At 39.2% G+C, this 25,905-nt stretch carries 22 protein-coding genes, 1 pseudogene and 1 riboswitch; of the genes and pseudogenes, 10 read left to right on the forward strand and 13 right to left on the reverse strand.

The features are described from left to right. Positions 1–2: 2 nt before the first annotated feature. On the reverse strand, positions 3–1,196 hold the full coding sequence (locus C9J35_RS00420; RefSeq protein WP_107922987.1) for an FAD/NAD(P)-binding oxidoreductase: 1,194 nt from the start codon (positions 1,194–1,196) through the stop codon (positions 3–5). Between the two features lie 175 nt (positions 1,197–1,371). On the opposite strand from C9J35_RS00420, the gene cydD reads away from it, so the two are divergent. The 7 genes and pseudogenes from cydD to C9J35_RS00450 all read left to right on the forward strand — a co-directional run bounded on the left by cydD (position 1,372) and on the right by C9J35_RS00450 (position 8,479). Then, entirely contained in the window at positions 1,372–3,102 is a 1,731-nt protein-coding gene (cydD, locus tag C9J35_RS00425; protein ID WP_107922988.1) for a thiol reductant ABC exporter subunit CydD, read from the forward strand. After that, positions 3,071–4,756: a thiol reductant ABC exporter subunit CydC gene (gene cydC, locus C9J35_RS00430; RefSeq protein ID WP_107922989.1), complete on the forward strand. Its 1,686-nt coding sequence runs from the start codon at positions 3,071–3,073 to the stop codon at positions 4,754–4,756. The genes cydD and cydC overlap by 32 nt, the downstream gene beginning before the upstream one ends. 583 nt (positions 4,757–5,339) lie before the next feature. Continuing rightward, a pseudogene (locus C9J35_RS23990) lies at positions 5,340–5,537 on the forward strand (SulP family inorganic anion transporter); the annotation flags it as partial. Positions 5,538–5,785: 248 nt separating this feature from the next. Next, entirely contained in the window at positions 5,786–6,145 is a 360-nt protein-coding gene (locus C9J35_RS00435; RefSeq protein WP_107922990.1) for a GntR family transcriptional regulator, read from the forward strand. A 3-nt stretch (positions 6,146–6,148) separates the two neighbouring features. Next, entirely contained in the window at positions 6,149–7,015 is an 867-nt protein-coding gene (locus tag C9J35_RS00440) for an ABC transporter ATP-binding protein (RefSeq protein ID WP_107922991.1), read from the forward strand. Continuing rightward, positions 7,012–7,707 carry a hypothetical protein gene (locus C9J35_RS00445; RefSeq protein WP_107922992.1) on the forward strand — a complete coding sequence of 232 codons (696 nt, stop codon included), beginning with the start codon at positions 7,012–7,014 and terminating at the stop codon, positions 7,705–7,707. The genes C9J35_RS00440 and C9J35_RS00445 overlap by 4 nt, the downstream gene beginning before the upstream one ends. 64 nt (positions 7,708–7,771) lie before the next feature. Further along, complete coding sequence (locus tag C9J35_RS00450; RefSeq protein ID WP_107922993.1) at positions 7,772–8,479, forward strand: CPBP family intramembrane glutamic endopeptidase; 708 nt, start codon at positions 7,772–7,774, stop codon at positions 8,477–8,479. Between the two features lie 112 nt (positions 8,480–8,591). Here the strand turns inward: C9J35_RS00450 and C9J35_RS00455 are convergent, their stop codons facing one another. Then, positions 8,592–9,947 carry a YjiH family protein gene (locus C9J35_RS00455; protein ID WP_107922994.1) on the reverse strand — a complete coding sequence of 452 codons (1,356 nt, stop codon included), beginning with the start codon at positions 9,945–9,947 and terminating at the stop codon, positions 8,592–8,594. A gap of 1,016 nt (positions 9,948–10,963) precedes the next feature. On the opposite strand from C9J35_RS00455, the gene C9J35_RS00460 reads away from it, so the two are divergent. Together C9J35_RS00460 and C9J35_RS00465 are read left to right on the forward strand one after the other, a co-directional pair. Further along, on the forward strand, positions 10,964–11,290 hold the full coding sequence (locus C9J35_RS00460) for a CotD family spore coat protein (protein ID WP_054767166.1): 327 nt from the start codon (positions 10,964–10,966) through the stop codon (positions 11,288–11,290). A 371-nt stretch (positions 11,291–11,661) separates the two neighbouring features. Further along, positions 11,662–11,844, forward strand: coding sequence for a YjcZ family sporulation protein (locus C9J35_RS00465; RefSeq protein ID WP_054767165.1), 183 nt, complete (start codon positions 11,662–11,664; stop codon positions 11,842–11,844). Between the two features lie 314 nt (positions 11,845–12,158). Here C9J35_RS00465 and glnA read toward each other — a convergent pair whose 3' ends face one another. From glnA to C9J35_RS00480, 3 genes are all read right to left on the reverse strand, one after another. Beyond that, a complete protein-coding gene (gene glnA / locus C9J35_RS00470; RefSeq protein WP_107922995.1) occupies positions 12,159–13,493 on the reverse strand; it encodes a type I glutamate--ammonia ligase in 1,335 nt (444 codons plus the stop codon). A 100-nt stretch (positions 13,494–13,593) separates the two neighbouring features. Next, the gene (locus C9J35_RS00475) at positions 13,594–13,968 is read right to left on the reverse strand and encodes a MerR family transcriptional regulator (RefSeq protein ID WP_107922996.1); all 375 of its coding nucleotides are present in this window, start codon (positions 13,966–13,968) and stop codon (positions 13,594–13,596) included. Between the two features lie 141 nt (positions 13,969–14,109). Then, complete coding sequence (locus C9J35_RS00480; RefSeq protein WP_054767164.1) at positions 14,110–15,375, reverse strand: methionine gamma-lyase family protein; 1,266 nt, start codon at positions 15,373–15,375, stop codon at positions 14,110–14,112. 386 nt (positions 15,376–15,761) lie between these two features. On the opposite strand from C9J35_RS00480, the gene C9J35_RS00485 reads away from it, so the two are divergent. Further along, on the forward strand, positions 15,762–16,367 hold the full coding sequence (locus tag C9J35_RS00485) for a trimeric intracellular cation channel family protein (RefSeq protein ID WP_107922997.1): 606 nt from the start codon (positions 15,762–15,764) through the stop codon (positions 16,365–16,367). 202 nt (positions 16,368–16,569) lie between these two features. On the opposite strand, the gene cobT is transcribed toward C9J35_RS00485, so the two are convergent. The 8 genes from cobT to mutL all read right to left on the reverse strand — a co-directional run bounded on the left by cobT (position 16,570) and on the right by mutL (position 25,892). Further along, entirely contained in the window at positions 16,570–17,625 is a 1,056-nt protein-coding gene (gene cobT / locus C9J35_RS00490) for a nicotinate-nucleotide--dimethylbenzimidazole phosphoribosyltransferase (protein ID WP_107922998.1), read from the reverse strand. 135 nt (positions 17,626–17,760) lie between these two features. Further along, a riboswitch (cobalamin riboswitch) is annotated at positions 17,761–17,936 on the reverse strand. A gap of 274 nt (positions 17,937–18,210) precedes the next feature. Beyond that, on the reverse strand, positions 18,211–18,513 hold the full coding sequence (locus C9J35_RS00495; RefSeq protein WP_054767163.1) for a rhodanese-like domain-containing protein: 303 nt from the start codon (positions 18,511–18,513) through the stop codon (positions 18,211–18,213). A 97-nt stretch (positions 18,514–18,610) separates the two neighbouring features. Then, positions 18,611–18,838 (reverse strand): RNA chaperone Hfq, encoded by a 228-nt coding sequence (gene hfq, locus C9J35_RS00500; RefSeq protein ID WP_054767162.1) that lies wholly within the window; start codon positions 18,836–18,838, stop codon positions 18,611–18,613. Positions 18,839–18,924: 86 nt separating this feature from the next. Beyond that, a complete protein-coding gene (gene miaA, locus C9J35_RS00505) occupies positions 18,925–19,830 on the reverse strand; it encodes a tRNA (adenosine(37)-N6)-dimethylallyltransferase MiaA (RefSeq protein ID WP_054767161.1) in 906 nt (301 codons plus the stop codon). After that, complete coding sequence (locus tag C9J35_RS00510) at positions 19,817–20,734, reverse strand: alpha/beta fold hydrolase (protein ID WP_107922999.1); 918 nt, start codon at positions 20,732–20,734, stop codon at positions 19,817–19,819. The genes miaA and C9J35_RS00510 overlap by 14 nt, the downstream gene beginning before the upstream one ends. 2 nt (positions 20,735–20,736) lie before the next feature. Next, the gene (locus C9J35_RS00515; protein ID WP_107923000.1) at positions 20,737–22,383 is read right to left on the reverse strand and encodes a glycerol-3-phosphate dehydrogenase/oxidase; all 1,647 of its coding nucleotides are present in this window, start codon (positions 22,381–22,383) and stop codon (positions 20,737–20,739) included. 18 nt (positions 22,384–22,401) lie between these two features. After that, positions 22,402–23,895, reverse strand: coding sequence for a glycerol kinase GlpK (gene glpK, locus C9J35_RS00520; RefSeq protein ID WP_107923001.1), 1,494 nt, complete (start codon positions 23,893–23,895; stop codon positions 22,402–22,404). Between the two features lie 143 nt (positions 23,896–24,038). After that, positions 24,039–25,892 (reverse strand): DNA mismatch repair endonuclease MutL, encoded by a 1,854-nt coding sequence (mutL, locus tag C9J35_RS00525; RefSeq protein WP_107923002.1) that lies wholly within the window; start codon positions 25,890–25,892, stop codon positions 24,039–24,041. Between the last annotated feature and the right edge of the window lie 13 nt (positions 25,893–25,905).

Below are 25,905 nucleotides of genomic sequence, written 5' to 3' on the forward strand. Positions count from 1 at the left end.
TCCTACATCGTTCCTTTTAGCATGCCGTCCCAGTACATGATCGGTAATAAATGTTTTTTCATAATATACATGCTCGTACGTTCAACTGCTTGGTTAAATGGCATAGATTCAGCAGGCTCTTTTGTATAGTCAAACTCTGCTAAAATTAACTTGTTGTAACCTGTTACAATTGGGCAAGATGAATAACCGTTATACGTTTTATCCATTATTTGATTGCGCATACAGGCTAGTACATTTTCGGCTACGACAGGCGCTTGCTTGCGAATGGCTGCTCCTGTTTTAGATGTTGGCAAGTTTGCACAGTCTCCAATACCGAATACGTTTGCATATTTTTTATGCTGCAATGTATACATATCCACATCTACCCAACCATTTTGATCAGCTAATGGGCTATTCGCGATAAATTTTGGTGCATTCATATAAGGTGTGACGTGAATCATGTCATACTTTACTTGCACTATTGCACCGGTATCTAGATTTTCGAAGATAGCGATTTTTTCATCCGTTTTAATTTCGATTAAGTTACGGCGGAATCGTGCATCGATTTGTTTTCGTTCCACTACTTTTTCTAGCGCCTCACGGTATTTAAGTACATCGAAAATGGCTGAATTTGCTGAACCGAATACAACGTTCATATTTTGACGAACCCCCACTTTACGGAAGTAATCTTCAGCTATATGCATAATTTTTTGTGGTGCACCACCGCATTTTACTGGTGAATTCGGGTGTGTAAATAATGCTGTACCCGATTTTAAATTGCGAATAGTTTCCCATGTATAATCTACATGTTCAAATGAATAGTTACTGCAAACAGATTTTGTACCAAGCGCTTCTTTTAACCCTTTAATGGCACCCCAGTTAATTTCAATACCGCCTGCTACAACTAAGTAATCGTACGTAACAGATGTTTGATCTCCTAGGATGACTTCGTTTTGTTCAGGTTTAAATTTAAGCACAGGTTGTTGAATCCATACTGCACCTTCGGGGATAATAGATTCCATTGAACGTTCAGAATCTTCTTTTTTAGCAGCGCCTCCACCAACTAGCGTCCATAGCGGCTGATAATAATGCTTAGATGCTGGATCTATAATCGCCACTTCATGGAAGAGGCTTTGCGATTTTCTTAATAAGCGAGCGGCAACAGAAATACCAGCTGTTCCCCCACCAACAATGACGACTTTGAAAGAATTTTTCATGCTTCTTCCTTCTTTCTGCATTTTTGTGTTGTGAAACTTACACTCTCATCATAGTGAAATCTATATTTCAAAAACATAGGGGTTTCCCCCTAAACAATGACTTGTTTTTTAGTGGAAAACCCCTAATTTTATTTATATTTATCTATATTAATATAAGAAGAAAGGAGCTGATACGATGCATTCTTTACAAACATGGGCAGCGGCACATAAAGGGAAGCTGCTTGTCCTCTTTGTTTTATCTGTATTTTTAGGTGGCAGTATCGTTCTACAAGGCTATAGCATTGTGCAAATTGTCAACCTTGTATTTATAGAACAAAGTCCTTTTTCATCTACACTTCGTTTTTTACTTTTATTATTTCTTGCTATTTTGTTACGCTTATTTACACAGTTTTGGCTAAATAGAATAGGTGGGACATTGGCTGAGCGTGTCAAAAATTCGATTCGCCAAGCATTGCTTCAGCATTGGACACAAAATGCAATGGAAGCGCAAATGACCACACAAACAGGTGAAAAGGTGACATTGTTAATTGATACAGTAGACCAATTAGAAAGTTACTACCGGGAATATATACCACAGGTCATCAAAACAACCGTCGTTCCACTCATGGTGTTAATCGCTGTCTTTATGACACATGCGGCAAGTGGCTGGATTATGCTGATTACAGCCCCGTTTATTCCGTTAACGTATATCATCGTCGGCATGCAAACAAAAGCAAAAACCGAAGAACAATTAGTGGCGATGAATCGATTTTCTGGGAAATTCCTTGATTTACTGCAAGGCCTTCAATCAATTCGCCTCTTTGGACAAAGTGATAAGCAAGAGGCAGTGCTAGCACAAAACAATAAAGGATTTATGGAACGTACATTGTCCGTTTTAAAAATTGCCTTTGCTTCCACATTATTTATTGAATTAATAACAACATTAGGGGTCGGATTGGTCGCGCTCGAGATTGGCTTTCAAATGATTGTCTTTCAGTCGCTCACTTTTGCACCTGCATTTTTTGTTTTAACATTAGCACCTGAGTACTACAATTCCTTAAAAGAACTCGGCGCAGCCTTTCATACAGGTCGGGGAAGTTTAGGCGCGGTTTCCATTATTGAAGAGGCTATGCAAACAACCGCAACACCCGTGCATTGGGGCAAAGAGTCGATTGACGATAAACCACAGCTTTCCTTACAAAATGCAACATACCAATATGAAAATGGACCGCTCATTGGCCCAATTTCTCTTGATGTAAAACCTGGGGAAATGGTTGCTTTAATCGGTCCAACTGGTCACGGTAAAACAACGATTTTAAATATGCTGTCAAGTATGGTGGAATTATCTAACGGTGCGGTTATAATTGATGGTAAACCGCGCACACAACTGTCAGAGCAAGATTGGTATCGTCAAATGAGCTATATTTCGCAACATCCATATGTATTTGCTGGTACGCTTCGAGATAATATTCGAATGGGGCTTTTTGCTACTGATGAGGAGATTTATGAAGCATTGCATAAAGCACAACTCACATCTTGGCTGGACACATTGTCTGAACAATTAGACACAAACATCGGTGAAGGTGGACGTGGATTATCTGGTGGCGAAAAACAACGCGTCGCTATTGCTCGTGCTTTTTTAAAGAACCCAGCAATTTTATTTTTCGATGAACCAACTGCCGGACTGGATGTGTTAACAGAGCAACTGCTCACACAAGCGATGTATACATTCCGTCAACATGCAACCGTCATTACGGTCGCACATCGATTCGAGAGCATTCAGCATGCTGATATATTATATATTATTGAAAATGGTCAAGTTAGCGTGAGCGGCACACATGCACAATTAGCATCTCACCCGTTTTACGAATATATGAAGAAAAGAGGTACGTATCATGAAAGCACTTATTCAGATGATTTTACATGATAAAAAAGATGTGCTACTTGCGATGACTGCTGGTACAATTAGCGGTCTTACAGCAGTCGCATTATTTGCACAGAGTGGCTTTCTCATTTCAAAAGCTGCTCTCATGCCTCCTTTCTATATCATTTTGATTTTAACGGCATTTTTAAAGCTTTTTGGTGTCGCCAAATCCGCTAGTAAATATGCCGAACGCTATATTTCACACCGTGTTACCTTTCGCTTTATAAGTGCTGTACGCATGCGCTTTTTTAAAAAGCTAGTACCGCAAACAAACTTATTATATGCATACAAAAGTGGCGATTTATTAAATCGGATTACGAGTGACGTGGATCTATTGCAACATTTTTTCTTAAGGGTCATCTATCCACCGTTTATTGCGCTATTTGTTTTTTTCGCAACGATTCTTTTTACACTGTGGTTTTCACCGTGGCTAGCACTGATTTTGATGATGGGCTTTATATTCACAAGTACAGTCGTCCCTGCAATTTTGATTTATCAAAAATCGAATACAACTGTGCCAGTCAAAAATGCATTTACAAATGAAGCAGCGGAATATTTATACGGTTACCGTGATTTACAGCTACATTACCAATTAGCAACGAAGGAACAGTCGTTACAAATCATAAGTACAGATTATTCACGACTAAAAAAACAAGAGCTAAATCGTGAACAAAGCATATATTTTTGGAATCAGTTCATTTCTTTATTAACGGCGTTTTTCATCGTCAGTGTAGGAGCCTATTTCGTTTCCATCGGTACTTTAGATGGTTTATACCTTGCGATGCTAGTATTAGTGGCATTAACAGTGTTTGAATCGGCTATCCCACTTGCGATGCTACCTAGTCATTATAAAAATGCTCAAGAAGCGACCGCGCGATTAGATGCGATTGCACCACCCGCTTCTCCTACTGAGCGTATGCCATTAGTAAGCAATAAGCCATTGCACATTACATGTGAAAATGTATCTTATACGTATCAAAACACATTGCATTCTGCTGTTTTACATGTCAATTGTACAATCGCCGCAGGTGAAAAAGTAGCGATTGTCGGTCCAAGTGGCTCTGGCAAATCCACATTATTTCAACTGCTTATTCATGAGCTCAAGCCGATTAGTGGCGAGATTTTTATAAATGAGCAGCCGATGCGCTCTATCGATGAGCAGGAACTTTGGGCACAAATGAGTATTCAATTACAGCATAATCACTTTTTCTCTGGCACCCTTCGAGAAAATTTACTACTGGCAAAACCAAACGCGACAGATGAAGAATTACAGCAAGTGCTCGACCAAGTATTTATTACGAAATCATTAACTGCTATTGTATATGAAAAAGGCGGCAATTTATCAGGAGGCGAAAAACAACGCCTGGCCTTTGCACGTGTCCTACTAAAAAATAGTGACCTTTGGCTGTTAGATGAACCATTCACGAGTGTAGATGCTCAAACCGAGGTGCATTTATTTAATACTTTACTCACGAAAGGAAAAGATAAAACAATTGTCCTAATTACACATAAGCTAATAGATTTAGCAAAAATGGACCGCATCTTCGTGCTGAATAATGGCACACTAGCAGAAAGTGGGACATTTGATCAATTGCTTACACAGCGCGGCCTTTTTTATACGATGTATATGCAACAAATACGTTGTGATAAAAAATGACTATGTGGGATCAACGCTTTAAACAATAGGAATATGTATACGGATTAGAAGCAAATAAAATTATATGAGAACAGTCTGACCGTTTTCCAACGGGCTCTACTATTATATGAAGACCAATAGCTCGCTTACGATACAGGTGGTCTCAAAGATGTAGAATGGCTTTACATGGACACGATGTATTAGCATGGGCAACAGCTATTCCCATGGTGCATTTCTTTATAGGTGAAGCAACATGCTATGTTGTGCAAGTAATAGTGAAAAAGTAAAACAGCTTTTGTAAGTCGTAGCACTTCATATAATCGAGGATGAATTGAAAGGATGAGGCATCTGCTCATCCTTTTAATTTTGTTGTGGTTTACACGATGGGGTTACTTGGGTCTGCTGGTTTTGACTGGATAGCCCCACGTTTTGCTCGTTCGTCCAAGCACTTTTGACCGTTGATGATGACCAATTTCGCTCAATCTAGACAGTTTATCATTCCACCACTTCAACAATCACCTTTGCCTCTAGCTGATATTTTTCGTCCTGCTCCACTTCGATGACAAAGGCCGTTCGCTCCATTAATTTCATGTTGTTCAAGTTAGCTAAGGTAATGAAATTTATTCAAAATGCTGTGATGATTAGATTTGTTAACTCATTAGCTACTTTAAATTTTTTAGCATAAGTACCCCATTTTATCGGAATTTCTACAATGACCTATATTTTCGTAGTAATTCCCCTCCTATTTGTGTATACATTCCCACGATTTATTAAGGCAATTCCAGCACCACTTATAGCAATCTTTAAAAAACAGCCTTTATTTATAATCAATAATGTTTGGTTGCCGACATTGTTGTTATAAATTTTTATTTTAATCGACAACAACTTTTTATGTTAATTGAAAATAAGCTGGTAAATCATTTACAGATTCAAACTTTATGTGTGCGTTACATCAAGTGAAAATTTTTCCATCAAATGGATTGACAATTTTTATATCACGTTGTATGGTTAGTTACACAACCAACTAACCAATGAACTAGGAGGTGTATTGTGAGCTATTCGTTAAGCAATGAAAAGCCTATTTTCCAACAAATTCGTGAACGCATTGAGGATGCTATTCTCGATGAACTGTTACAGCCTGAAGATCGCATTCCATCAACAAATGAATTTGCCAAAGAATATCAAATCAACCCTGCTACAGCAGGAAAGGGCGTGAACGAATTAGTGGATAAGGGTGTGATTTATAAAAAACGTGGCGTCGGTATGTTTGTCAGTACTGATGCGCGAAAGATATTAATTGCTGAGCGGAAAGAAAGTTTTTTTGCCCAGCATATTGAACCACTGAAAAAAGAAGCCACAAGATTAGGCATCTCACATGAAGAATTACAAAATATGTTACAAAGGGGATAACTTATGATGATTAAAGTAAGTAATGTAAGTAAATCGTATAAGCACAAGCAGGCGTTAAAAAATGTCTCGTTTACGATTGAAGGTCCGAAAATCATTGGTTTCTTAGGTCATAACGGTGCTGGAAAAACGACCTTCTTAAATCTGTTAGCAGGACTCATTGTTCCATCTAACGGAAGTGTTTGTGTGAATGGAGAAAATGTCTTTAATGCCCCATCTATTTTACGTGACATTTGCTTTGTTGCAGAGAGTGGTAATTTTCAAGAGGAAATGACGATTGCTCAAAGCTTAAAAGCCAATAGCTTCTTTTATCCAAAATGGGATGAAAATCTTGCTTTAGAGCTACTACAGGTATTTGCGCTTAATCCAAAAGACAAAGTGCGCAGTCTGTCGAAGGGAATGGTCTCGGCACTGGGTATTATTACAGGGTTTGCAAGCAATGCCGCCATCACGATTTTTGATGAACCTTATATCGGGCTAGATGTAGCCGGACGTAATACATTTTATGATTTATTAATTGAACAGCAGTCTGATAATCCAAGATTATTTATCTTGTCAACGCATTTAATTGATGAAGCAAGTGCGTTGTTTGAGGAAATCCTTATCCTTCACGAAGGACAATTACTACTTCAAAAAACGGCGGATGAATGGCATCAGCATATTGTCGCTGTGAAAGGTGGCGCTCTTGATGTCGAGCAGGCAACTGCTGGTTTAGAGGTTATTTACCAGCATTCGTTCATGCAGGAAATGACCGCCGTAGTCTACGCCAATGGCCGCACGATCGAAGGCAACAATATTACACGTGAAAGTGTTTCTCTACAAGACATGTTGGTGTATTTAAGTAAACAGCAGAAAGCGAGGGTAATTGTATGAATACAGTAAAGGGGAGCTTTTATGTATTATTTCAAAGCTATAAAAAGAAAAATATTATATTCTGGAGTATTTTATTTTCCATTGTTTTACTGTCATTTTTCTTAGACACCTTTTTTGGTAAGTATATTTCCTTTGTCATCACGATTTCTATACCTGTCTATATTTTTTATAGTACGATGGGCGCTAAAATATTAAATAGAACCATGCCATATTTTTTAAAGCTTGGTTTAAGTCGTTGGCAATATCTATGCAATGTTGGACTTTTTTTCATCGTGTGGAGCATTGCAGGAGCGCTCATTATTACTTGCACCCATACAATGATTACCTACTTTTCTGACCTATTGCATATTAAAGATACGATCATTATTCATCCTATTCAATTCTTTGAAAATGCCCAGTCATTTTTACTAACGATTACTTTAGACACAGTGTTACTATTATTTTTCCTTCTTTCTGGACTTTTATTAAATGTTGTCTTTTATCGTTTAGGCACACTAGGTGGCTATAGTTTTATAGGATTGCTGGCATTGATTCCGATTGTCATGGTGATTTTCGAATGGTACCTCCCACTGTATAATCTGCTATCAGAGGCTTCTGTTTATGTCCTATTAAGTAGTTTACTAGGTATTAGTATTCTGCTCTATACAGTAATTACAAGTGCTATGTATAAGGCATCAGCGAATCCAGCCTAAATCTAATTATATTATCATAAGATGTACGGATATAAGAAATTCAGCATCGAAAGGAATCCATGAAATGAACAAAAAGATTACCTTTAAACTTATAGGTTTGGAATTACTGTTAATATTTTTCTATGTTTTCAACGGTGCTTATGTATCCATTCAGCAACCTTCTAGCCCGTTTTTACAATTTGCCCTGTTGATACCATTAGCACTTGGACTCCTACTATATATTGCTTCGAAAAAAATGTGGCGTAATTATTTCTTTGCCCCTATCAACAAAGATTATATTTTCATATGTAGTCCACTTTTGCTCGTTTTATGTATTATTTTCATCAGTACGAAGGGCTTAAATTTCGAATCCTTTAGCGATTTACTGTTAATGTTTATCATGCAAATGTTCGTCGTTGCATTTATTGAAGAAACAGTTTTCAGAGGAATCATGCTTCGAATATTATTAGCTAAGGGTACTTTTACCGCTGTATGGATCTCTAGCATACTTTTTGCTGTAACACATGCCTTACAGCTAATAGCCGGACAATCAGTTGAAGATACTATCATACAGATTATATACGCATTACTGGTAGGTCTTGTTCTCTCTTTACTCATACTAGATGGTCAATCTATTATACTGACGATTCTATTTCATGGCCTCAATAATTTCTTCAACTTTATGGGTAATGAAGAAGGTTCAATGCTGATGGCATATATCATTATTTCTGTACTAGTTGTCTATATGATATTCCTATGGAAGCGCGTAAAGAAAAAAGTACCTAAACACTAATGAAATGAAAACAGCCAAGTCAGCTCAATTTAGCACTTGGCTGTTTTTATTGGTGTAACCACTAAAAAAGCAACTGCTTACATTCATAAGATGTAAACAATTGCCGTTAAGACTAGAAGAGTATATGTGCAACTAATGCTGCAATTGGTAGTGAAATGATTGTTCGTAATAAAAATAGGACAATTAAATCAAAAAATTTCAGTGGAATTTTTGTACCTAAGATCAGCCCACCTACTTCAGACATATAGATCAACTGTGAAACAGAAACAACAGCAATTACAAAGCGTGTCGTTTCTGCTTCAATACCTGCGCCCAAAATGGAAGGCAGGAACATATCGGCAAAGCCAACAACCATTGTTTGTGCTGCCTCAGACGCTTCTGGTAAGCCGAGCACTTCTAAAATAGGTTCGAATGGCATCCCTAACACTGTAAAGATATTCGTGAATTCAGCAAGCATTAAAGCAGTTGTACCAAATGCCATAACAATGGGTGCGACGCCAATCCATAAATCCAAGACATTTCTAAACCCATCTTTTAAAAATTGGCGAGGACTACGATTTGCATGTGCGACTGTTAACGCATTTTCCAAGCCATGTGTCACAGAGTTATAACCTTCTGGTAATTGCTCACGTGATAAATCTACTGGTGTACCGTCAATATAAGTATCTTCCTTTTTCGCAAGTGGATAAATGCGAGGCATCACGATAGCTAGCACAATCCCACAAAGTACAACCGTTAAATAATATGGAATAAAATAGCGCTCCAAGTGAACTGTTTCTAACACGACGATACAGAAAGTAATAGACACAACAGAGAAGCTGGTTGCAATAATAGCTGACTCTTTTTTCGTGTAATTCCCCATCTCATATTGTTTACTCGTCATTAAAACACCAATCGTCCCATCACCAACCCACGAAGTAAGTGCGTCAACAGAGGAGCGTCCAGGGCTTTTAAAAAGTGGACGCATGATTTTCACCATCATTGTACCGAAAAACTCAAGTAAGCCGAAGTTTGTTAAAAACGGTAATAACAATCCAGCAAATAAGAAAATTGTAAATAAAAATGTTACTAAACCATCATTTGGATCCATTAATAATCCGCCAGTATTTTCATTGCTAATGGCAGCTGGTCCGAAATTAAAGACAACCATCGATGCAAACACTAAACCGATAAGACGAATGATTGTCCAAAACCAATTTACATAAAATAATGAATCTAAAATACTAGGTTCTTTAGTATTTTTTCGAGGAATACATTTAGCAATAAGTGCGCCGATAGCCGATATCGCAAACATCGATACAGTAAAATAGCTAATGACGGGTGCCAAAATTCCCGCTAGCAAATTTGCTAAAATGGCAATCGGTACTTTCCAACCTGCATCTGTTAAAACTGGTGTCATGAATAATAGGACACCAATAAGAGATGGAATAATAAAGTAAAAATAAGTGGAAGTAGGATATTTTTTCATATTTTTCAATAAACCTCATTTCTCTATTTTGATTGAAATTCCATATAAGCTTGCTCATTATGCACTGTTAAAATATCAATATATGTAAGTACCGTTTCATCTGAATGAAACTTGAACACATAAAAAAACATTCCTCTAAAAAGTATCAAGGAATGACCAGCTCTACTTTTTTATCATTAACATAGGCATTTACAATTTCTTAAATATTAAACCGGACTTCAACTTGATGCTCTAGGCAATCATCAAACTATGCCCTTCAAAATTCCTAAAATCTTGTCATACATTAAGTCGATTTATATCGTGTAAAGTGCACATTTAGATTTGTAAAATAAATTTCTGTGTTAAAAGTAAAATTAACCATTTATCACACAAGAAATCTTTCAAACATCTCCCCCCATATATTCTTCTATTTCAACTTCCCCTCGTATCATCCTCCGATATGGTGAACGCTCAGTGCCATATCATTTGTCCCTTGTCCGCTACAAAAATAAATGTAGATACTGTTTTCGCTCATAATATCACAAGTTATAAAGACATTGAAGCATTCGATGAAATTTAAAATAATACTCATATTATTCATATTTTTATAACATTTTTGTATTATCAAACTATTGTAAATCCTATAACGCATTCGGTTCAACCTAACATAAAAGTGAATTTTTATACAATTGAAATAATGGCAATTATTTCACTATTATGGCATTTGTCAATAGCAATCTTGCCTCGTATTATGGCCTTCCTCTACTATTAGCCGCGCCCTTTTTAAGGAATGGAAAATATTATATCCCTTAGCAAGGCATTCCTTCTAACAAAAGGAAGCTCCTGAGGTTTTTACATTTTCACTTAACTTGTATACGGCTTTCTTTCTTTCATTAGTAGGTCGTAACACATATCATTTCTATTGTTATTGCCTAAGAGATTTAACCAGCGCTTAATAGGCATACAAATAGACCATTTAGTCTTACATCTCATATGTTAATTATGAACGACAACTTATCAAAACAGGAGGTTTTAACATGTTTAATCGCAATCGCCGTCATGGTAAAGGTCCACACTGCTGTCCACCACAAACAATGCCTACACAATTTGATCCACCACAGTTTTTACCAGCTGAACAATATGTTCGCACTAACTATATCCATACTGTCGTACCACACGTTCAACCAGCACATATCACAACTGTCAACAAACATATCTTCGATCATCAATACTATTTCCCTTGCACAGAATCCGTAGTAAATGAGTGCTGTGAAAATCACACACTTTGTGAAATGCCACCTAACCCTTGCCATATGCCACAGCACTGCCATATGCCACATCATCATAAACGTATGGGCTATTAATAAAACAAAGCGATGGGCTTTTTTTGCTCATCGCTTTTTCTTTTGCACCGGGAATAAATGGTCACGGCACTCCTTCTTTTTTGAATTAATATTTAAACGTAAGAAAGATTAAGGAAAAATGAGGTTTCATTACCTTTTTTCTTTCTCTTTATAGCACAATTTTTCAATTGTCTGTATATCACTATGGGATAACGTACGCATAAGCAGTACCTACCTTAATTTTCTTAATTGAATTTCAGATATCACTTTTGTTAGAGTAATCTTTTTTGTTTATTTCTTAAATTTTCTTGTAATAGAGCGATTGATTAGACGAATACCCTTCTCCTTTCAACGACAATACATAAAATAAACTTTAGAAAGGAGTGGTCTTAATGGGATACTTTGGAAATGTAGGTAATTATAATAGTTGTTGCGGCGGCTACTATGGTAATGACTATGGCAAGGGTTATTGCATGGACTATGGTCAGGATAATAGTTCAACATTCGTGTTAATCGTTGTTCTATTTATACTTCTAATTATTGTTGGCGCTACTTTCATGCAAAAAGATTATTAATATTTATTTTTAAGTGTAAAAAATGAAAAGAAGGCTAGTACCTTCATTATTTGCAACTATCAATAATCCCCATAACCCCTTCTACAAACTATCATAATAGTGGTGTATGGCTAATCTATCAGCCGTATACACTTCTGATATGATCAAAGGGTCACTCCCAGCCTGGTGACCCTTTATATTTTACTCCTAATATTCATTATTATCGTTAAAAGCAACAAAAAGATTCTAGTTTTAGAACCTCATTTAACTGTTCCTGTGTCAGTGTGGGCATAAAATAAAGAAGCGTTGGAGCCTTACAGCCCCAACGCTTTTAATTAGTACATTTTTAAATATTGATCGCGTTCCCATTGGTGTACGGTTGTACGGTACATGTCGAACTCGATTTCTTTTGCTTCTTTGAAGTTTGCATAAATGTGCTCACCTAGTGCTTCTTGCGCAATTTTGTCTTTCGCAAGTAATGCTAAAGCGTCATCAAGTGCTGGTGGTAGATTTTCAATACCATTGGCCTTACGCTCTTCTTCACTCATTACATAGATGTTACGGTTAATCGCAGCTGGTGGTGTTAATTGTTGGCGAATTCCTTCAAGGCCCGCTTCTAAAATAACAGCCATTGCTAAATAAGGGTTTGCTGCAGGGTCTACTGAACGAACTTCTACACGAGTTGAAAGTCCACGTGCAGATGGAATACGAATCAGTGGTGAACGGTTTTGTGCTGACCATGCTACGTAACATGGCGCTTCATAACCAGGTACAAGTCGTTTATAAGAGTTAACTGTTGGGTTTGTTACTGCCGTAAAGCCTTGAACATGCTTAAGCACCCCTGCCATGAATTGCATTGCTGTTTCAGAAAGACCAAGTTCTGTTGATTCATCGAAGAATGCATTTTCTTTACCTTTAAATAAAGATACGTTGAAGTGCATACCAGAACCCGCTTCACCGAATAATGGTTTTGGCATGAATGTAGCATGTAGGCCATGTTTGCGTGCAATTGTTTTAACAACTAATTTAAATGTTTGGATGTTGTCACAAGCAGTGATGGCATCAGCATATTTGAAGTCGATTTCATGTTGTCCAGGCGCTACCTCATGGTGAGAAGCTTCGATTTCAAAGCCCATTTCTTCAAGCTCTAATACGATGTCACGACGGCAATTTTCACCTAAATCTGTTGGTGCTAAGTCGAAGTAACCACCGTGGTCATTAACTTCTAATGTTGGTTCGCCTTTTGCATCTAATTTGAATAAGAAGAATTCTGGCTCAGGCCCTAAGTTGAAGCTTGTGAAGCCTAAGTCTTCCATTTTTTTCAGGATTCGTTTTAAGTTGTTACGTGGGTCACCAGCAAATGGGTCGCCTTTTGCAGTGTACACGTCACAGATGAAACGTGCTACTTTCCCTTTTTCAGAAGTCCAAGGGAACACTACGAAAGAATCTAAATCAGGATATAAGTACATATCTGATTCTTCGATACGTACGAAGCCTTCAATGGATGAGCCATCGAACATCATTTTGTTTTCTAGTGCTTTGTCTAGTTGGCTAACAGGAATTTCAACGTTTTTGATTGTGCCAAGAATATCCGTAAATTGCAAACGAATAAAGCTTACATTTTTTTCTTCGATTAGACGCTTAATGTCCTCTTTTGTGTATTTACCCACAGTTTTCCACACTCCTATAAATTGTCTAGCTTATATCATTACTCTACCCTATTAATAGAACAATAAACCGTCCGCTTAAAAAGCAACCTGTTGCTCAATTTTAATAGAATCGAGATAAATCCCCACGTCTGATGGATGATTTTTGCATGCGCTGTGCTTGACGCATTTCTTCACGCATTATTCGACGCAATTCTGTGTCGCTTAAATCTGGTTCTTCTGTTGCAACAGGATCAAGTTTTTTAGCGAATAATTTTTTAATCTTCGCCATATTCATGCCCTGCTCCAAGTAATCTTTTACTTCTAGCAGTGTGTCGACATCATTTAATGAAAACATACGACGATTGCCTTCTGTTCGGTGTGGCTCGATTAAATGGTGTTCTTCATAATAACGAATTTGGCGTGCCGAAAGCTCGGTCAATTGCATCACGATACTCATAGATAATAACGGCATAGTTCGTCTAATTTCACGACTCATTTAAGTCCCCTCCAATACCCGCTAATCATATAACGAAAATTTTTCACTGTCAATAAAGATGTAAGGTTTCCTAACATCGTTTTTTAGATTTTTTTTAAACGGATGAAAATTTGTAAAAACCGATGAAAATTCGTGCATGGATTATCTATTGTCTGCCTCTTTTGGAATAGATTGCACGGCGCTGCAAATGGCAAATTTCACATGTTCGTACGTTAGGCCCCCCTGTATAAATGCCGTATAAGGCGGACGAATTGGACCATCCGCTGTGAGTTCAATACTCGAACCTTGAATAAATGTGCCTGCCGCCATAATGACATCATCTTCATATCCTGGCATATACGCTGGTTCTGGGGCATAATGCGCATTTATCGGGGAATTCGCTTGAATTTCTCGACAAAAAGCAATCATCTGCTCCGCTGTTTGGAAAGAAACCGATTGAATTAAATCCGTACGTACAGCATCATAACTAGGTGATGTCACCATGCCTGCTTCTTCCAACATTCCTGCTGTGAAAATGGCTCCTTTTAATGCTTGGGCTACTACATGAGGGGCAAGGAAAAAGCCTTGATAGAAATCACCTAACGTATTTAATGTTGCACCGGCCTCCGCACCAATGCCTGGTGACGTCATACGGTAGGCACATTTCTCTACTAAATCAGCACGGCCAGCAATATAACCACCTATTTTGGCTAAGCCACCACCCGGGTTTTTAATAAGCGAGCCTGCCATTAAATCCGCACCTACCTCTGTCGGCTCAAGTGCCTCGACAAATTCACCGTAGCAATTATCCACAAATATAACTGCTTCTGGGGCAAGTTGGCGGACCTTAGCACACATTTCTGCTATTTGTGCAATCGTAAATGACGGTCTTGTTGCATAGCCCTTTGATCGTTGAATAGCAATCATTTTGGTGTTTGGTGTAATGGCTGCTGCCACACCTTGCCAATCAATTGTTTGGTTATCGACTAGGTCCACATGGCGATAGCCGATGTTATAATCCTTCAGTGATCCAGTATCCTTCTCCCCACCATCAACAATGGATTGTAAAGTATCATATGGTTGACCAGAAATATACAGCAACTCATCACCTGGACGTAACACACCGAATAAACTAAGCGTAATGGCATGCGTACCCGAGATAATTTGTGGACGCACTATGGCCGCTTGTGCTCCAAACACCTCTGCATATACGCGCTCAAGATTGTCACGACCTTCATCATCGTAGCCATAGCCATTAGAAGGATGCAGATGATAATCACTTACCTGATGCTTTCTAAATGCCGCAAGCACCTTTTGCTGATTGAAAAACGCCATTTCCTCTACCTTTGCATGATAAGGACGGACCTTTTCCTCTATTATAGCCGCGAAAGCTAGCGTGTTTTCTGTTAAATTGCTTGTAAAAGTCATTGTTTTCGTCTCCGTTTCACATTTGTCCTCCGTAAAAGGTCCGTCATTCGTTCAACACCCATAGAAAAGTGAAAAAATAAGTTTGATGAACGATTACTAACTGACCATTAAATACTCGAACTGTTTACTAGTATTCAGTAGAGAGAATCCCCCACTCATTGGAGTTTTGCTTAATCCCAGTCCTATCTTAACAATTTGTAAGCCTACCTGCAAAACTTGCCTATTGTTTCTAGAGGTAAGATGCGCTAAGCTAATGTGCGGACTTATTCCAAAAAAAAGTATTCAACTACCGAATTTGGCTACAAAATTCATAGATTCTGTTACATTCGGCAGAAGTTTTTAACTTCATTGCTAAAGTTAATTATTTGTTAGAAGGGGTGAAAGGGATGGCTTGGGAGTTTTTTAGCATTATTGGGACAATTGCCTTCGCTATTTCCGGGGCAATAATTGCGATGGAGGAAGAATACGATTTATTCGGTGTCTATATACTTGGTATTGTTACGGCATTTGGTGGCGGTGCCATCCGAAATTTACTTATTGGTTTGCCTGTGACAACACTGTGGGGACAGGATATGATGTTTCAAATCGCCTTAGCGGCGATTACCATATTTTTTATATTTCCACACCATCTTATTCAGCATTGGCATCGCTGGGGTAATTTCACAGATGCTATTGGATTGTCGGCATTTGCGATTCAAGGCGCATTATATGCTGTCAAACTCGACATGCCAATTAGTGCGGTGATAGTTGCCGCTGTTTTAACAGGTTCAGGCGGTGGGATTGTTCGTGATGTATTAGCTAGACGCAAACCACTCGTACTACGCGATGAAATCTATGGCGTCTGGGCAGCATTAGCAGGGCTTTTCGTAGGCCTTGAATTATTATCAGGAGATATCTTTTTATATGTATTATTTGGTGTCATAACGGCATTACGCATTCTTTCTTATATAAAAAAATGGCGTTTGCCTTTAAGGAAGTTAAATCGAGCATAACTAAGCCTCTGTATTAATAACAAGCCCAAATAGCTAGTACGGTTATTTGGACTTGTTTTCCTGTATTTCTTATAAAAGATCAACGCTACGCTTACCGAATACTGTTTCCCTGTTATCCTTTTATAGTGATTCTAGACAATATAGGGGCACTACGTTTTATGAACTCATTTTATTTCCTTCATTAAAAACTTTAAAATATAGGTTACTTTTCTAACATCATCATAGATTCCTCTAATGTAGCCATGTTGTTCATCATGGAGCAAGCTGCATCCAAAATAGGGAATGCTAAAGCTGCACCCGATCCCTCTCCTAATCGCATATTCATATGTAGCATCGGTTCAACTCCCAGCATTTCAGCAGCAATTTTAGCACCTGGTTCTTCAGAGGCATGAGAAGGAATGATATAGTCTTTCACTTGTGGTTCAAGCTCATAGGCAATTAGTGCCGCAATCGTAGAAATAAAGCCATCGATGACAACCGGTTTGCGATTGGCAGCAGCTGCCAGTACGACTCCAGCCATAGCGCCTATTTCTAAACCACCGACTTTTGCAAGAATATCAATAACGTCATCGCGTTTTGGATTGTTTAAGGCAATGGCTTTTTGAATGACCTCTACTTTATGCGCAAGCCCTCCTGTTCCAACACCTGCACCGAATCCAGTCACTTCACACGGATTACATCCATGAAGAACCGATAAAATCGCAGCACTTGGTGTTGTATTGCCAATGCCCATTTCACCTGTCCCGAGTAAATCCGCTCCACTTCTAATTTCCCCCATCGCTACTTCAATTCCTACTTCAATAGATTGAATCGCTTGTTCCCTCGACATAGCAGGACCCTTTGCCATATTATCCGTGCCGTATTTAATTTTTTTAATCATGACACCTGCATCGAGTGGAATATCCTCTTTTACGCCAACGTCTACTGTGACAATTTTTGCATTGGTTATTTTTGCGACAGCACAAACACCCGTTAAGCCTTTTGGAAAATTTAATGTTTGAAAGAGCGTCACATTTTGCGGGTTTGACGTCACCCCTTCGTCACAAACACCGTGGTCTGCCGCACAGACAATGATGGCTTTACGATCAATCTTTGGAAATAATTGTCCCGTGATACCAGATAGCTGCACGGCAAGAGACTCAAGTTTACCTAAGCTTCCAGGTGGCTTACTAAGGATATCTATTCGTTCCCTCGCTTTCTCCATCATATTGTTGTCAACTGGCTGAATGTTTTGTATCGTTTGTTGTAATAATTGCATGACAATTTCTCCTTTTTTGTTTGCCTGTTACTATGAAGTATCAGTAACTATCCCCTTGGTTTTTGAATAAAGAAAAAACAAAAAGCCTGTAGTTTATTCATAACAAATAAACTACAGACTTTTCCATCGTCTATATCATACGAAGTCAATTAGGCAGGTCTCCTGGCTCAATTTCAACATTTCATAGAACCTTCCCAGACTATGCTAGTGGCATTCTCTATGAAACTCCATTTTACAGTGGTGGGACCGCTCAAGCATTTCACTTTATTCCCTATTCTCCCGCAATGGGCACCTAATACTTTTTATGCAACTACTTTAAATCTACGTCAAAGTATTTTTAGTGTCAATATATTTAATGAATGGATGAAAATATAATGAAGTCCTTTTAAGAGAGCTAACTATAAGCAAATCGATACGATAAAAAGTGCGCAAGCGTTCGGGATGAATCTCAACAAGAAGTTTAAACTAAGCGTAGCCTCTCTAGGAGAGCAAAGAAAACTGGATGCGCAAAATTTACACAGACTGATTTATATAACACCACAAAAAAAACAAAACCCTCGCTTAAGCGAAGGTTTTAATGAATTATTATTTAAATTCTAACTCACCATCGTAAGCAAGCATTCCGCCTTCAAGGTTTGTTACGTCAAAGCCTCGATCTTCTAAGAATGCACAAGCATTTGCAGAGCGTCCGCCAGCTTTACAAACCACGATATAAGGTTTTGACGCATCCAATTCATCTAGTCGATCTGGAATAGTGCCAAGTGCGATGTGCTGTGCGCCTGGAATCATACCTTGTGCGACTTCATCATCTTCACGAACGTCAATAATGTATAAATCTTCGTTTGCATCCAGTAATTCTAATATTTCAGTTGTTTCGATTGTTTTCATGTGTCTAATCCTCCAATATGTCAAACTCTTGTACTATTATAGCTTGAACAAAAAAAAACAGCTAGTGTCACACACTAACTGTTCATATATCCCTTTATTATTCTGTCTCTGAAAACTCAACTTGCTTAGCTGGAACGAATGTAGAAATTGCGTGTTTGTAAATAAGATGCTGTTTATTGTCAGCATCTACTAATAACACCGTAAAATTATCATAGGATTTCACAGTCCCTTTTAACTGGAATCCATTTAAAAGAAACACAGTTACAAAAACACTGTTTTTACGTAGATGATTTAAGAACGTATCTTGCAAATTAATTGATTTCATCGAATGCGCCTCCCCTAATCTCTTTCTACCTCTTCATTCCTATAGTAGCATGTTATCCCAATTAAGCAATTAGTAATTTTTACAAATTATTGGATATTCCAGTCTTTGTCCACGAATTGCACATCCATTTTATTTCGGAAATAGGTTAGCTGCCTTTTTGCATAGCGTCGTGAATTTTGCTTTAAATTTTCAAGCGCCATTTCAAGTGAGCATTTACCATCTAAATAATCATATAATTCCTTGTAACCGATTGCCTGAATCGACTGTACATCTCGTATATTTTGTTGCCATAAGCCTTTCACTTCTGCTAATAGACCTTTTTCCATCATTAAATCTACCCGAAGATTAATGCGGTTGTAGAGTTCTTCACGAGACATATTTTGGCCAAGTCCTAAGATTAAATGATGATAAAGGGGCGTTTGCCCTCGATTTTGTGCTTCTGAGGCCTTGGAGATTCCACTAAGCTCTATCATCTCTAATGCTCGAATAACACGACGCGTATTATTTGGATGGATTGTCTGGGCTGTTTTTGGGTCAAGCGCAGCTAGCTTTGCATGCATAGCCTCTGGACCTAATTTTGCAAGCTCAGCATAATAGGCTTCTCTTGCTGCCACGTCTACCTGCTCCTCTGTAAATTGAAAATCATAGAGTACTGCTTGCACATATAATCCCGAGCCCCCTACTAAAATGGGAAGCTTTCCACGTTCTTGAATATCCGCAATTTTAGCTCGCACTAATTTCTGATAGTCCGCAACCGAAAATGAGTCGGTTGGCTCTTTGAAGCTCAGTAAATGGTGTGGCACACCCTCCATCTCTTGCTCCGTAATTTTCGCTGTGCCAATATCTAAACCTTTATAGACTTGCATGGCATCGCCGTTAATGATTTCCCCATTATACTTTTTGGCTATTTCTATACTTAGTGCCGTTTTGCCGGAAGCCGTTGGTCCCACAATTGCTACGACTTCAGCCTGCTGTAATTTATCTTGTATCATATTTTCCCAACCACCGTAATAAAACTTGATAAACCGCTTCTTTATTGTCCTCGTTCAAGATCTCATGTCGCTTATCTTCAAATAAGTAGACCGTTACATCTTCTACTCCCGCAGCTGCAAACTGCTCAGCGACTGTGTATACACCTTGTCCTTGATCACCAACTGGATCCTTGCTACCACTTATCAATAAGATCGGTAAGTTTTTCTTTATTTTTTCAATCTCTTTTTTTCGATTTAGCATCATAAAACCAGCCGTTAAATCAACAAAAAATTGATTTGTTGGCATAAAACCACAATATGGATCATCTATATATTTCTGTACTTCATGTTCAGCGGAACATAACCAATCATAAGCCGTTTTCGGATTTTGAAACTGTTTATTAAAGCTTCCAAAGCTCAGCTTATTTAACAGTGGACTCTCCGTATCTTTCCCGCGTTGCATGGCCAATGTACGGGCAAAGACATGCCCTGCCATATGCAATGTTGATACACTTCCGGTCCCACATAAAATCACATTATCCACACTATCACTATATAATTGAATATATCTTCTCGTAATAAATGACCCCATACTATGACCAAATAATATAAACGGCACATCTGCAAATTGATTGTGCATAGTCATGACAATTTCATGTACATCTTCCACGACCCGATCAAAGCCACTGTGCTCGGCAAAAAAACCAAGCTTGCCGTTATATGCCGCTGTTTCTCCATGTCCTCGGTGATCATGCATCGTGACCGCGTAGCCCACAGCACATAGCTGATCTGCAAACTTCACATAACGTCCGCTATGCTCCGCCATACCATGCAAAATATGAATATGACCAATACATGAAATAGTTGGTGTTAATGTTCGCGTAAAGACAAAATGTCCATCTGACATTTGAATATAGCGTTCCATTTTTATACCCCTTCCTCAGCAAAATTTGTCGCATCTAAGATTGACTGTTCTAGCTGAGCAACATATGTGTTTTTTTGTGCCTCTGTATAGTGAAAGCGCTGTTGCATCACTTGAATGACTTGCTGTTTATAGCGTTTAACAGCATGGATATCAAAGTATAATAAGCCCGTACGACGGATAAAGAAATCACTTGGTGTGTATACCATCTCCGCCTTGATGCCATATAGTAGCATTGCGTGTAAAGCTAGCGGCATTGTACTCCCATGTTCATGCAAATATTTCACCTGTTCAAATAAAGCATCGACATTCGTGCCGTATTTTTGCACAAGATGTTTTGCTTCATCATAATTCAAACCATACTGAACGCCTTCTCTTGCTTTATAAGCTGTGTAATCTGGGAAATTAATAGCATTAATGCCCTTTGCCCCAGAAAGCGAAAGTTCACGCGTAATACATGGACTAGCATGCTTAAATTTATGCATTTTAACAATTTTATCGACAACGGTTTCAGCCATTTGACGATAACCTGTTAACTTGCCACCCGCAATTGTCATCAACCCACTTGATGCTGTCCAAATTTCATCTTTACGTGAAATTTCTGAAGGGTCCTTGCCTTTTTCGAAAATAAGGGGACGTACACCAGCCCACGATGACTCAACTGTCTCACGAGCAATATTGGCTGTTGGAAATATATTTTTTGCAGCAGCTATTAAATAATCAACGTCTGCTTGCGTTGCCACCGGATGGACAGGATCACCTTCATATACTGTATCGGTTGTACCAATATAAGCCTTACCATCACGTGGTATCGCAAAGGCCATACGACCATCTGGAATATCAAAATACACAGCTTGTTGTAATGGAAAATGCTTTTGGTCAAGGACAATATGTACACCTTTTGTTAGGCGTAATTGTTTCTTGTCTGTCGTTTTATCCTTTTGACGAACCTCATCCACCCATGGACCTGCCGCGTTGACAATTTGTGCTGCATGTACTTCCACCGTTTCTCCCGTAACATGATTCTTAACTTTTGCTCCAACTAGCTTTTTCTTGTTATATAAAAATCCAGTCATTTCGGCATAATTTAAACAAAGCGCCCCGTATTCCACTGCTTTTTTCAGCACTTCAATTGTAAGGCGTGCATCATCTGTACGATATTCCACATAATAGCCTCCACCGACAAGCTCTTCATTATTTAAAAGAGGCTCAAGCGCGGCCGTTTCTTGTGCGCTCAGCATCGTACGACGTTCATGCTTTTTCACACCTGCCAGTCGATCATAGACTTTCAATGCTAATGATGTTGTCAATGGACCAAGCGAGCCCTTCTTATATAAAGGCAACAACATTTTTTCAGGCATCGTGACATGAACAGCATTGTCATAGACTATTTCACGTTCACGTCCGACCTCTGCCACAACACCTACGTCAAACTGTTTTAAATAACGAAGGCCACCATGAATAAGTTTTGTCGAACGACTTGACGTACCCGCGGCAAAGTCCTGCATCTCAATCAGTGCGACAGACAATCCTCTTGAGGCAGCATCAAGCGCAATCCCTGCACCCGTAATGCCTCCTCCAATTACCAATACGTCAAAGCTATACTGCTCTAAATAATGCATGATTTTAGGTCGATGCTCAAATGAAAACATACTCTTCTCCCCCATTAGCTATGATTTAAATATACGTGTAGCTGCTACTGCTTTTTGCCAACCTGCATATAAAGCCTGTGCCTGCTCCGCTTCCATCTTTGGTTGATAGTTTTTGCCAGTAACCCACAGTGCGGATAAGGTCTCTTTATCCGGCCAAAAATTAGTTGCAAGTCCCGCTAAATAGGCCGCACCCAATGCTGTTGACTCATTGAGTTTGGCCAGCTCCACTTCTAACTGCAAAATATCACTTTGGAACTGCATCAACAGACCGTTACTAACTGCTCCACCATCCACACGAAGGACCTCAATCGGTGTACCAGCCGCCTCCTCCATTGCATCCAGCACATCCTTTGTTTGATACGCCAAAGATTCAAGTGTTGCACGGATAAAATGTTCTTTCGATGTACCACGTGTTAAACCAAAAATTGCCCCGCGCGCATCCGTATCCCAGTACGGTGTACCCAAGCCAACAAATGCCGGTACAATATATACACCATCTGTATCTTCTACCTTTTTGGCATACTTCTCAGAATCTGCCGCAGTACGAATCATCCGAAGGCCGTCTCGTAACCATTGGATTGCTGAGCCAGCTACAAAAACACTACCTTCTAAGGCATATGTCACCTTACCATCTATACCCCAAGCAATCGTTGTGAGTAAACCATTTTCAGAACGTACTGCTTGCTCTCCCGTATTTAATAGCATAAAACAACCTGTACCATACGTATTTTTAGCCATTCCTTTGTCAAAGCAAGTTTGCCCAAAAAGTGCAGCTTGCTGATCACCTGCAATTCCAGCAATCGGAATTTTTTCGCCAAAAAAGATACTCGGTGCAGTCATCGTATAGACCTCTGATGAATTTTTCACGTCTGGCAACATCGTCATCGGAATATCTAAAAGGTCACATAGCTCATCGTCCCATTTTAGCTCTTGAATATTGTAAAGTAATGTACGTGCGGCATTTGAATAATCCGTAATATGTGCCTTTCCCTTTGATAATCGCCAAACAATCCATGAATCAATCGTACCGAATAATAAATCGCCATTTTCTGCTTTGTCACGCGCGCCTTCAACATTATCTAAAATCCATTTAATCTTCGTTGCTGAGAAATAGGCATCAAGACGCAGCCCTGTTTTTTGCTGGAAAACATCCTCTAGGCCTTGTTCCTTCAAATCATGGACAATGTCCTGCGTTTGACGTGATTGCCAGACGATTGCATTGTAGACTGGCTGCCCCGTATGTTTGTCCCAAACAACGGTTGTTTCCCGCTGATTGGTAATCCCTATAGCGTGAACTTCACTTGCTTCATGTCCACTTTCCGTTAAAACAGCCGCAATAACTGCTAGGATTGAGCCCCAAATTTCATTAGCATTATGCTCCACCCAGCCGGCTTTTGGAAAATACTGCTGAAATTCCTTTTGCGCCACATGGGCAACCTCACCCTTATTATTGAATAAAATGGCCCGCGAGCTCGTCGTTCCCTGGTCGATTGCTAAAATAAATTCACCCATCCATTCTCCCCCTTTTTCCCGTTTAGCCATGTACGCAATTGGCATTAGCTCTTAAAGTCCTCGGGTTGCCAACTTCCACATTGTGAATTCAAAGCGACAGCGATAACCCCTCTGTGGCATTGTGCGTAAAATACACTTAAAAATCACATCACTCGTTTAAACATTTTCTCTACTTCATACGTTGTAAAATGTATGAGGACTGGACGTCCATGTGGGCAAGTAAAGGGATTATCAGCCTGACGTAAATCCTGCAGTAAGACATCCATTTGTTCCTTCGTCAAATAATGATTCGCCTTAATCGATTTTTTACAGCTCATCATGATGGCCGCGGCTTCACGCAATTTTTTTACATCTGCCTTTTTTGTCGTCAGTACTTGCTCGATTAAGTCTTCAATAATCTCCTGCTCCTCACCCTTTGGAAACCAGCTTGGATGCTCTCGCACAACAAAAGATGACTGTCCAAACTCCTCTAAAAATACACCGATAGCTTCAAGTTCCGGTCTATTTTCACGTAAGATTAGTGCCTCGTCCGCTGCATAATGGAAGGTTAGCGGCAGCAATAAGGCCTGACGTTCATTCGGATTCACTTGTCCAACTTTTTCACGGAAAAATTCATATTTAATACGTTCCTGTGCTGCATGCTGGTCAATTAAATAAAATCCATCCTCCATTTGTGCAACAATATAAGTACCATGTATTTGTCCAACTACTTCAAGTGCAGGAAATGGCTCTTTTATTGTCTCTTGCTCAGGGACTTGCTCTAGCTCTTTCTGAACATTTTCTACAGGATTCGATGCAGTCAGCAATGAGGGCTGCCAGCTTTCCTCAGTGACAGTCACCTGTGGTTTTTCAATAGGAGGTAAGCTCGATTCCTGGACCGTTTGCACATCATAAAGCTTTTCCACAATGGCGTTCATTTTCTCCACATCCAGCTTCGGTGTAGGTTTCCATATATTAAGTTGCTCGGTTGCTGGGATAGCTGCTTTTTCTTTCTTCTCCATCTGCGGCACGCGGATAACACCACGAATCGTCTCACGAATCGTTTCCTCGATAAGCTTCAATAATTCAGGCTCTTTACTCAAGCGGATTTGATGCTTTGCTGGATGAACATTCACATCCGTTAAATAGGGATCTCCTTCTATATAGAGCGCAACAATCGGGAAACGTTCGATGGGCAAATACGTATGATACGCATCCACAATGGCTTTTTGTACCAAATAATGCTTTACCCAGCGGCCGTTCACAAACAGTGACATATAATTTTTCGAAGCACGCGTCACCTCAGGTAATGATACAAAGCCCGATACCTTATAATCATGTGACTCACCTTGAAATGACACCATTTTTTTTGCATTATGCACACCATAGATAGCAGCTAATACTTGCTGTACGTCACCACGACCATTCGTCTGTAACAGTTGCTGACCATTATGGAGCAATCGGAAGGCAATTTGAGGATTTCCAAGCGCTAAACGATTCATCAAGTCGATGGTATGGCCAAGCTCGGTTTGAATGGTCTTCATATATTTTAAACGGGCAGGTGTATTAAAAAACAACTGCGCTACCGTAATATCCGTGCCTTTCCGTAACGGACCGGGCTTATGCGTAGTAACATGTCCGCCTTCTAACTCGACATATGTACCAGATTCACCATTTGATGTAATAAGCGTCATTTTTGATACAGATGCAATGGACGCCAATGCTTCACCACGAAAACCTAATGTACGGATACGAAATAAATCATGTTCCTGGTGGATTTTACTTGTAGCATGGCGTGAAAAAGAGATGAGTGCATCATCCTCGTCCATGCCTATGCCATTATCAATCACTTGAATGGAAGTGAGCCCTGCTTCTAGTAAAAAAACATCAATGGACGTACTTCCTGCATCGATGGCATTTTCCACAAGCTCTTTCACAACAGATGCTGGCCTTTCGACCACTTCCCCTGCCGCGATTTTATTGGACAGCCATTCATCCATTATTTGTATTTTACCCATAGCACATCACTCC

It is taken from the genome of Lysinibacillus parviboronicapiens, from assembly GCF_003049575.1.
Classification (GTDB): domain Bacteria; phylum Bacillota; class Bacilli; order Bacillales_A; family Planococcaceae; genus Lysinibacillus; species Lysinibacillus parviboronicapiens.